We start from the raw sequence: 9,896 nt of genomic DNA on the forward strand, positions 1-9,896 counted from the left end.
TACTCACCACTTGCAGAAGTGGGAGTCTCAACTCAGACTGAGATGAAAGAGCGTCCGACCGGGCGCTCTTTTTTGAGTCGGAAGAATCTTGCATCTCCTCCTGATATAGGGAAGTCTCCTTATTTATTACTTTTGCAGAATTGAATGAAGGACGTACTTAAATTGGATTAAAAAAAGAAGCATCGGAATATCCGGTGCTTCTTCACTAAACTGATATACTATAAAGTTACATACAGAGCAAAAATTTTTCCATGGCATTTAAAGCATCTGCTTCATCTGCGCCTTCAGCCTCAATTTCAACTTCCACACCGTTGTGCGGGTTGAAAGCCATGATCCCCATAATACTTTTTGCATTGATGCGATGATTTCCACGCACCAGATACAGTGAGCTGGAAAACTGGCAGGCTACCTGTACTAACTCTGCAATTGGATTATCGTACTTATTTACGACATCTGCAATGACAATTTCTTTCTTACTCATACGTCTTTCCTAACCTCCGTCTAATACACTATTGTAGTTTAGTCCTTATTTCTATGTTTGACAAGCATCTTTTCAAAAACCGTTACTTTTACTGAAATGTCATGCATTTTTTATCATTTCTTGGTCGTTTTTTCACGCAAAAAAAGGACTGCGGAACAGTTGTTCTGTCCCACAGTCTCTTCATTTTTATCAAGCAAAATGTATGCCAATTTTATCTTTTTTCAAGATTTCAATGATTAGCAAACACCCTGTGCAAGCATAGCATCTACAACTTTCTCGAAACCTGCGATGTTAGCGCCTGCAACATAGTTGCCCTCTTTGCCGTAACGTTTTGCAGCGTCATCGATGTTGTGGTAGATGTTAACCATGATGTCTTTCAGTTTTGCATCTACTTCTTCGAATGTCCAGCTTAAACGCTCACTGTTCTGGGACATCTCAAGTGCGGATGTAGCAACACCACCAGCGTTTGCAGCTTTACCAGGAACGAAGTATACACCGTTCTCCTGCAGATACTGTGTAGCATCCAGAGTTGTAGGCATGTTAGCGCCCTCGCAAACTGCGATACAGCCATTAGCAACTAATGCTTTTGCATCATCGATAAGCAACTCGTTCTGTGTAGCACACGGAAGAGCAACATCGCATTTTACGCTCCATACGCCGCGTCCCTCATGATACTCAGCGCTTGGTCTAGCTGCTGCGTACTCTGTCAGACGTGCACGTTTTACTTCTTTAACCTCTTTCAGTAAGTCAACATCGATTCCTTCCGGATCATAGATCCATCCTGTAGAATCAGAGCATGTTACGCATTTAGCGCCTAACTGATGTGCTTTCTGGATTGCATAGATTGCAACATTACCAGCACCGGATACAACGCAAGTCTTGCCTGCCATGTCCTGTCCATGGGATTTCAGAAGTTCTTCTGTCATGTATAACAGACCGTAACCTGTAGCTTCTGTACGTGCTAAAGATCCACCATAAGTAAGTCCTTTACCTGTCAGAACGCCTTCGTACAATCTTGTGATTCTCTTGTACTGACCATACAGATAACCGATCTCTCTTGCACCTGTTCCGATATCACCAGCCGGTACATCGACATCAGCACCGATGTATTTGTAAAGCTCTGTCATAAAGCTCTGGCAGAATGCCATAACCTCACGATCAGATTTGCCCTTAGGATCGAAATCAGATCCACCTTTACCGCCTCCGATTGGAAGACCTGTTAAGGAGTTTTTGAATACCTGCTCGAAACCAAGGAATTTAATAATTCCAAGATATACAGATGGATGCAGACGCAGACCACCTTTGTACGGTCCAATTGCGTTGTTAAACTGTACACGGTATCCTGTGTTTACCTGTGCCTGACCATTGTCGTCAACCCATGCTACACGGAACTTGAACTGTCTGTCCGGCTCTGTGATACGCTCTAAGATTGCCTCTTTTCTGTAAAGCTCTTCGTTTGCTTCTACAACTGGTCTGATGGATTCCAATACTTCTTCTACTGCCTGAAGGAATTCTGGTTCAGCAGCATTTTTTGTTTTTACTCTCTCGAGTACTTCGTCTACGTAGCTCATCTCGTATCTCCTTTTTTTTAATAATCTCAACATCATCATTTTATTATCTTATGAAGGATTATGCAATATTTTTTTTAAATTTTGTCATATTTTTCACATTTAAGCGTGATTTTACGTGTTTCTTGCATAATTTGAAACCATTTCCGTCACTCAGCACAATATTTTTGTAATCCAGCACAAAAAATTTTTTTATTTTCTCTGTTTTTCCCCAAAACAGCTTCTTATTTTTGCAAGACAGTGTGCCGGCACATACCTTTGCCAACCAAACAGACAATCATGCCTGCTTTAATAAGACTGAGAGAAACAACGAAGCAGAAGCCCCTGATCTTGATTTTCATCAAAACCAGAAACCTCTGCTTCTTCTTTACAGTTCTCCCATTTCGTCTAAGATGTGTTTTCTCAGTGCGGTATAAGTCTCTTTGCTGAGTGTGTGCTCGATCTTGCATGCATCCTGCTCTGCGATCTCCGGATCAATTCCAAGAAACTCAAGCCATTTGCGCAGGATCAGATGTCTGTCATAAATGTTAGAAGCGATCTCCATACCACTTTCTGTCAGAGTGATAAAACCGCTGTTGTCTACGTTAATGTAGCCATTTAAGCGCAGATTTTTCATTGCAACACTGATACTCGGTTTGGAGTAGTTCATTTCATTTGCAATGTCGATGGAACGAACCACCGGAAGTTCTTTGCTCAACTTCAAAATACACTCTAAATAATCTTCTGCTGACTGATGAATTTGCATCCCCTGTACCTCCTTATTCATACTTTATTTTTCCATGTTTGCAAATTTCGTATACTGCGGCAGCCATACCAGGTTCACGGTTCCAATCGGACCGTTACGTTGTTTTGCAATGATGATCTCCGCAATACCTTTGTTTTCTGAATCTTTGTTATAATAGTCATCACGATAGATAAACATAACCACATCGGCATCCTGCTCGATGGCTCCGGACTCACGCAAATCGGAAAGCATCGGTCTGTGATCCGGTCGCTGCTCCACCTGTCGGCTGAGCTGTGACAGTGCGATCACCGGCACATTCAGCTCTCTGGCTAACTGTTTTAAGGATCGTGAAATATCTGATATCTCCTGCTGTCTGGAATCTGATCTGCCGGAACCGGACATCAATTGCAGGTAATCGATGATGACCAGCTTCAGGTCATGTTCCAGCTTGTATTTTCTGCACTTGCTTCGCAGCTCTGAAATCGAAATACCCGGCGTATCATCTATGATCAAATGAGACTTTCCGATGGTTCCGGCGCCTTCGATCAGTTTTTCCCAGTCTGCATCCGATAAGTTACCGGATCTGAGTAACTGGGCATCCACTCTGGATTCCAGAGAAAACAGACGGTTCACCAGCTGTTCCTTTGACATCTCCAGACTGAAGATCGCCGTTGCCATATTTTCATGAAACGCTGCATACTGTGCAATATTCAAAACAAATGCTGTCTTACCCATAGAAGGACGTGCTGCAACCAGAATCATATCGGAAGGCTGAAGACCGGAAAGCTTGTAATCCAGATCGATAAATCCGGTCGGGATTCCGGTGACATTTCCCTGCGTCCGGGATGCCAGCTCTATTTTATCCAACGCATTTAAAACAACCTGTTTGATCGGCACATAATCGCTGTTACTCCGACTCTGCAATAAATTGAAAATACTTTTTTCTGTATCCTCCAGAATCGTCTCCAGACTCTCGTTACCCAGATAACAGGTGTCTGCAATCTGCTCGTTGATCTTGATCAGTTTTCGTAAAACTGCTTTTTCCTTTACAATATCCGCATAGTATTTGATATTTGCAGATGTCGGAACGGCAGTGACCAGATCCCCGACGTATTCCAGACTGCTGATCTCCGGCGGCACATTTTTTTCACGGAGCCGGTTCTGAAGAGTGATCAGATCTACCGGGCTTCCACTGTTGAACAGCTCTGTGATCGTCTCAAACAAAATCCCATACTGCTGATGGTAAAAATCATCTTTGACCAGCTGCTCGGATGCCGTCAGGATCGCATCTCTGTCCATGATCATCGAACCGATGACGGATTGTTCCGCTTCCAGACTATGCGGCATGATACGCTTTACCAAAGCTTCTTCCATACCTCTGTCGCTCCTTTAGCTCTAAAATTTATCAAACGGATCTTTGTCATCCATTTATGTTGCTTTTAATTTGTTTTTTCCGCAATTCAATTACAGGACTCATTCTGCGTTATGAAAGCTTTTTACGCTTCAGTAACTTTCACACGCAGAGAACCAGTTACTTTTGCATGAAGTTTTACTGCCACGTCAAAGGTTCCAAATGCTTTGATCGGAATGTTCAGTGACATTTTCTTTTTATCGATCTCTAATCCAAGCTGATCTTTTACTGCTGCAGAGATCTCTTTTGTGGAAACAGAGCCGAAGGTACGTCCGCCTTCTCCTGCTTTCATCTTTACTTCTACTACTTTATCTTCCAGTTCCTTTGCAAGCGCTTTTGCTGCTTCTAACTGTTCCTGTGCCACTTTATCTGCATGTTTGTTCTGAAGCTTCAGATCATTCAGATTCTTACCGGTTGCTTCCAGTCCCAGTTTTTTTGCAAAGATCACGTTTCTCGCATAAGCATCACTGACTGTTACGATCTCTCCTTTTTTTCCAAGGTTTTTTACATCTTCTAACAAAATCACTTTCATTACTTGATATCTCCTTCCTTTATCATCTCATCCAGTGTATTTTCGATGGTACGTTTTGCCTCATCCAGCGTACAGTCGGTCAACTGCGCTCCCGCAGAATTCATATGGCCACCGCCGCCTAAGCGCTCCATAATCAACTGTACGTTGATCTCATCAATGGAACGGGCACTGACATAGATCTGTTCATGATACTCTGTCAGCACAAATGAAGCTTTGATTCCAATGATATTGAGCAGCTCATTGGCTGCCTGTGCACATGCCACCGTCGGACTCTCAATATTATCCGCCGGACACACACTGATTGCAAACATATTTCTGTAAACTTCTGCATGGCGCACGGCTTCCGCTCTCGCCTTGTATGCAGACATATCATTTCTGAGCATTTTTCGTACCCTGGTAACTTCCGCACCACAGCGGCGCAGATAAGCAGCTGCCTCAAACGTACGGACACCCGTCTTGGATACAAAGTTGTTGGTATCGATCAGGATACCAGCATAGATCGCATCCGCTTCCTGCGCGGAAAGCTTGATATCCTCATCAAAATACTGCAATACTTCCGCGATCATCTCGCAGGTCGAAGAAGCATACGGTTCGGTATAAGATAACACCGTATTTTTGATCACATCCTCACACTGACGATGATGGTCAAATACAACGATGGTTCTTGCACGGTTTAACAGCGTCGGACACTCGGTGTAGCTCGGACGGTTCGTATCCACAACGATCAGGGCAGTATGAGAATCCAGCTCGTCGATTGCCAGCTGGCTCGGGATAAACATATCATCCGGATAACCGTTTTCTGAGGTAAAACACTCTTTCAGCGGCCGCAATGTCGTATTGACTCCATCAATTACGATCTGCGCCTTTTTGCCAAGCTGACGGGCAGCACAGTAAATTCCAATGGCTGCGCCAAAAGAATCGATATCTGCGATCTTATGTCCCATGATAAAGAACTTATCCCTGCTGATCATGATCTCACGCAGCGCCAGCGCCTTTACACGCGCTTTGACACGGGTAGTCTTATCCACCTGACGGTTATTTCCGCCAAAATAAGAAATCTTGTCTCTGGTCTTTACAACGACCTGATCTCCGCCACGGCCAAGAGCCAGATCGATGGCCATACGGGAATGTTCATAGTTTTTCGTGTAATCATTTCCCACATATCCGATACCCATACTGAGGGTGACAGACATCTCATTTCCGACTTTGATACTTTTGACATCTTCTAAGAGACTGAATTTCTCTGCCTCCATTTTTTCCAGATATTTATGCTGGAATACGACAAAATATTTATCCTTCTCGGTCTTTTTCACCAGACCGTCGATGGATGCAAAAAATTTATTCACTTTACGGTCGACCAGTGCTACCAGAAGCGACTGTTTTACTTCCTCGACCGTATCCAGAACCTCATCATAGTTGTCGATATAGACAAGGGCAGAAACCATCTGCATTTCCTGATTTTCAATGCGGTACTGTGTCAGCAGTGTCTCATCAAACAGATAGATCACCTGCAGATACTGCTTCTTCTCTGCCAATTCTATACTGCTGCTCTCATGCAGAATATCCGCAAAATGGATCTTATGCACAGAAGCCCGGTACACTTTTTCTTCCCGCTGTACCATCAGCTCCAGCTCGTCCTCTTTCTCCATCAGTTCCCGCGTAACCTGCGGAAAAATCGTAGTGATAGATTTGTGATATCCTTTATCTTTTTCGGAAAGCAGCTCAAACTGGTGGTTCATCCACAGTAACTTGCCCGCAGAATCCATAACAGCATATGGAACCTCAAATTCATTTAAAAGACGCTTCTGCACGGTGCCATACTGTGTAGCAAAATCAATCAGTTCATTGAGCAGAATCGGTTGATTTCTCCAGTAAACAAACAACATGACAAAAAAGTAAATTGCCACGAAAATTGTTCCAAGGATCCCCGCCTTTACATTCAGAACATACATCCACACATCCATTGCCGCAAATAACAGGGTCAACATCAGCGGTGTCTGCGTATATCCTTTTAATTTTCCCTTCAACTTAATATCCTGTCGCATGATAACTCCTTTTGCTAAAAACTCCTCTCAGATTCTATACAGACCGATACTATCTAGTAAGTATACCACACTTTGACGCGATTAGGAAGCTTTTTGTTTTATGTTGCTAACTTGAGTTTATTCGCTTATTTTCCTAGTTTTCAATAGAAAGCAGCTGATTGACATACCGATCCCAGAATGTGCTGTGATCCTGCTTATAGATCAGCTCTTTTGCCATAACCGGATCATCTGTGATCACGTTGTCGATCCCCATGCCGACCACCTTTTCCAGCTGATCCTCAGAATTAACCGTCCATACATAAATCTGTTTTCCTGCTTTCTGGGCACGGTTTACAAAACTCTGGCTCAGCATCGTGGATTCCACACTGTAGCCATCCGCATATTCCAGATCCGTAAAGTTTCCATAGGAAACGGACGTAATATATACGGTCTCAATACTCGAATCTGCCTCTTTCACTTTTTGCAGGGACTCGTATTTCAGGGAAGACACCACGCAGGTATCCCGCATATGGTATTCTTTCAATAATTTTGCCACCTGTTCTTCCAGATCTTTGTCATGTCCGCTTGGTTTGATCTCAATATTTAACCGGATTTTTCCACGGCATACTTTCAAAACTTCTTCCAGCGTCGGAATGCGGACCGTCTGGAACTTCTTATTAAACCAGCTTCCGTTGTCCAGATTCTTAATTTCATCCCAGGTTACCTGCCATACCTCTTTATCCAGCCCTGTGGTACGTTTCAGACTGGAATCGTGCATCACGATCACTTCCCCGTCTGCTGTCTGCTGAACATCCAGCTCCGCCCAGTCTGCACCAACTGTGATGGCACCCTTAAATGCCGGAATCGTATTTTCCGGATACTCAGTAGAATAGCCTCTGTGCGCAGTTACCTCCACCGGATTATCCAGCCCCATATGTAACACGCCCCGTTTATCCGCAAAAGTATACGCAAAGTTTACTCCAATCGCCACCACAATGCTGATGGCAATGATCCGTTTCCGATACAGATACAGTTTTTTCGCCCAACCGGTTTTGGTAAGACGATAGGCATTATCCAGATTTTTAAACTGTCCCGGAATCTTCTCTCCGGATGCAGCTTTATAATAGTAAAATAACAAGCTGACACAAAGGAAAAACAGTGGCAGATCAAAGCAGAAAAATATTGCTCCGCACACATCCATCAACAGGGAAATACCGGAAAGTGTCAGACTACTGAACAGGTCATGTGTCGGCAATGCCAGATTTACCTTGGAAACCAGCCAGGAACCAAACAGAATGATTCCGTAATAGATTCCAATGCAAGCCAGACTCCAGCCAACGACAACTGCCATATCCCGCCAGTAGTGTTTTCCCTGCAGACGAAAACTTCTTTTACGCGCCTGCTTGAAATTGCAGTTTTCCAGGCAGAAATAGTGCAGACTGTAAATCCAATGGAAAGACCGCAGTCCGATAAAAACCCAGAATCCAACATACAGAATTGCCAGCCACGTATGGGACATAATGTAATCCACAATAAACTGCGGCACCGTAAATTTTGTAATATAACCGGAAATCACCAGTGCATGTGTCATCGGTATGATGATGAGCAAATACAGCATCATAATGATATTTCGCTGATAGATAACTCGCAACGACGTCTTAAATCCCTGCCGGATCAATGCCAGCAACGGCATTTCCTGCTTTCGGAAAGACGCATGGATGCAGCAAATGATACAGCAGATATCAAACATCGTAAAAAATGCCATACCAAATACAATCAATACTAAAAACACCCAAGTCAGCGGGGCTTTCAAAAACGTTCCCATGGTTTCATCAGACAGGTAACTTAACCCCTGTGCCTTCAATGCCAGTTTCATCAGACCACTGAGCAGCGGCTTAAATACTGCCATGGAAACAAATTTATATAAAAGTTCAAACACTAAAAGTGTACCAATATTCAATTTCAGTAATCTAAATGCATAACGCAGATAACGTATAATTTTCTTCATATGATTATTCTATTGTATTCTGTTATTTTTCAAAACTAATTCATTTGCCCGATCAATTCACAATGTATTCTTTCCTGCAGACATAATTCACTCTTTTCATCGAACTTCTATCTGCTCTAAAGAATGCAAAAAGCTCCCCGGAAAAATTCCGGGGAGTCTGTTGTCAAAATTAATCCTGTACGTACGGCATTAAAGCAACGTGACGTGCTCTTTTGATTGCTACAGTGATAGCTCTCTGATGTTTTGCACAGTTTCCTGTGATTCTTCTCGGAAGGATTTTTCCTCTCTCAGAGATGTATCTTTTTAATTTATTTGTATCCTTGTAATCGATTACATTGTCTTTTCCACAGAATACACAAACTTTTTTTCTTCTGCGGCCGCCTCTTCTCTTCATCGGAGAATTGCTTTTTTCATCTTTATTATAAGCCATGATAGTTTACCTCCTGTTTAGTTAAATGGTAATTCTTCATCAATTCCGTCCGGAATATTCATAAAACCATCACTCACTGCATTGCTTGGTGACGGTCTGTCTGCCGGCGCAAAACCTCCTGTATGCTCAGCACTTGCGGCTTTGCTCTCTGCAAACTCCTGCTCCTCAACAACAACATCTGTTGTGTAAACCTTCTGTCCATCGCGGTTTGTATAACTTCCGGTCTGGATACGGCCTGTAAGGGCAATCTTAATTCCTTTGCGCAGATATTTCTCTGCGAACTCTGCCTGACGTCCGAATGCTACACAGCCGATAAAATCTGCTGACTGGCTGTCGCCGTCACGACGGAATCTACGATCTACTGCAACTGTATATCTTGCGATTGCGGTTGCCTGTTCACCCTGAGAATAACGAACCTCAGGATCACGGGTCAAACGTCCCATCAAAATTACTTTATTCATAAGGATAACTCCTTTTCTACTGTGAAATTATGCCTCGTCTTTTCTAACGCATAAAAATCTCAGCACGTTGTCCATGATACGAACACTCTGCTCTAACTCAGCAGGTACTTCTGCTGCAGCATCGAACTGAATGAAGTAATAGAAGCCTTCGCTCATTTTCTGGATGTCGTAAGCTAATTTTTTCTTACCCCAATCCTCAACTTCTGTTACTGTACCGCCAAAACGAGTAATGTACTCTTTTGCTTTCTCAACAACTG

10 protein-coding genes are annotated in these 9,896 nt (G+C 43.2%); all 10 read right to left on the reverse strand.

The features are described from left to right. Positions 1–226: 226 nt before the first annotated feature. Entirely contained in the window at positions 227–481 is a 255-nt protein-coding gene (locus LG34_RS03885) for an HPr family phosphocarrier protein (protein WP_109214967.1), read from the reverse strand. A gap of 236 nt (positions 482–717) precedes the next feature. Beyond that, positions 718–2,052 (reverse strand): NADP-specific glutamate dehydrogenase, encoded by a 1,335-nt coding sequence (gdhA, locus tag LG34_RS03890; RefSeq protein WP_109214968.1) that lies wholly within the window; start codon positions 2,050–2,052, stop codon positions 718–720. Positions 2,053–2,416: 364 nt separating this feature from the next. After that, on the reverse strand, positions 2,417–2,794 hold the full coding sequence (locus LG34_RS03900) for a metal-dependent transcriptional regulator (RefSeq protein ID WP_109214970.1): 378 nt from the start codon (positions 2,792–2,794) through the stop codon (positions 2,417–2,419). A gap of 24 nt (positions 2,795–2,818) precedes the next feature. After that, the gene (gene dnaB / locus LG34_RS03905) at positions 2,819–4,147 is read right to left on the reverse strand and encodes a replicative DNA helicase (protein ID WP_109214971.1); all 1,329 of its coding nucleotides are present in this window, start codon (positions 4,145–4,147) and stop codon (positions 2,819–2,821) included. A 122-nt stretch (positions 4,148–4,269) separates the two neighbouring features. Beyond that, positions 4,270–4,716 carry a 50S ribosomal protein L9 gene (gene rplI / locus LG34_RS03910; RefSeq protein WP_109214972.1) on the reverse strand — a complete coding sequence of 149 codons (447 nt, stop codon included), beginning with the start codon at positions 4,714–4,716 and terminating at the stop codon, positions 4,270–4,272. Next, complete coding sequence (locus LG34_RS03915; protein ID WP_109214973.1) at positions 4,716–6,761, reverse strand: DHH family phosphoesterase; 2,046 nt, start codon at positions 6,759–6,761, stop codon at positions 4,716–4,718. Before LG34_RS03915 ends, rplI begins: the two co-directional genes overlap by 1 nt. 133 nt (positions 6,762–6,894) lie before the next feature. After that, positions 6,895–8,748, reverse strand: coding sequence for a glycerophosphodiester phosphodiesterase family protein (locus LG34_RS03920; RefSeq protein ID WP_109214974.1), 1,854 nt, complete (start codon positions 8,746–8,748; stop codon positions 6,895–6,897). 169 nt (positions 8,749–8,917) lie between these two features. Beyond that, positions 8,918–9,142, reverse strand: a complete 225-nt coding sequence (gene rpsR, locus LG34_RS03925; RefSeq protein ID WP_330427535.1) for a 30S ribosomal protein S18 — start codon at positions 9,140–9,142, stop codon at positions 8,918–8,920. A gap of 53 nt (positions 9,143–9,195) precedes the next feature. Next, complete coding sequence (locus LG34_RS03930) at positions 9,196–9,639, reverse strand: single-stranded DNA-binding protein (protein ID WP_109214976.1); 444 nt, start codon at positions 9,637–9,639, stop codon at positions 9,196–9,198. Between the two features lie 27 nt (positions 9,640–9,666). Next, a partial coding sequence (gene rpsF, locus LG34_RS03935; RefSeq protein WP_109214977.1) for a 30S ribosomal protein S6 occupies positions 9,667–9,896 on the reverse strand: 230 nt, incomplete at its 5' end.

Source organism: Eubacterium ramulus, assembly GCF_003122485.1.
In the GTDB taxonomy this organism is placed as follows: domain Bacteria; phylum Bacillota; class Clostridia; order Lachnospirales; family Lachnospiraceae; genus Eubacterium_I; species Eubacterium_I ramulus_A.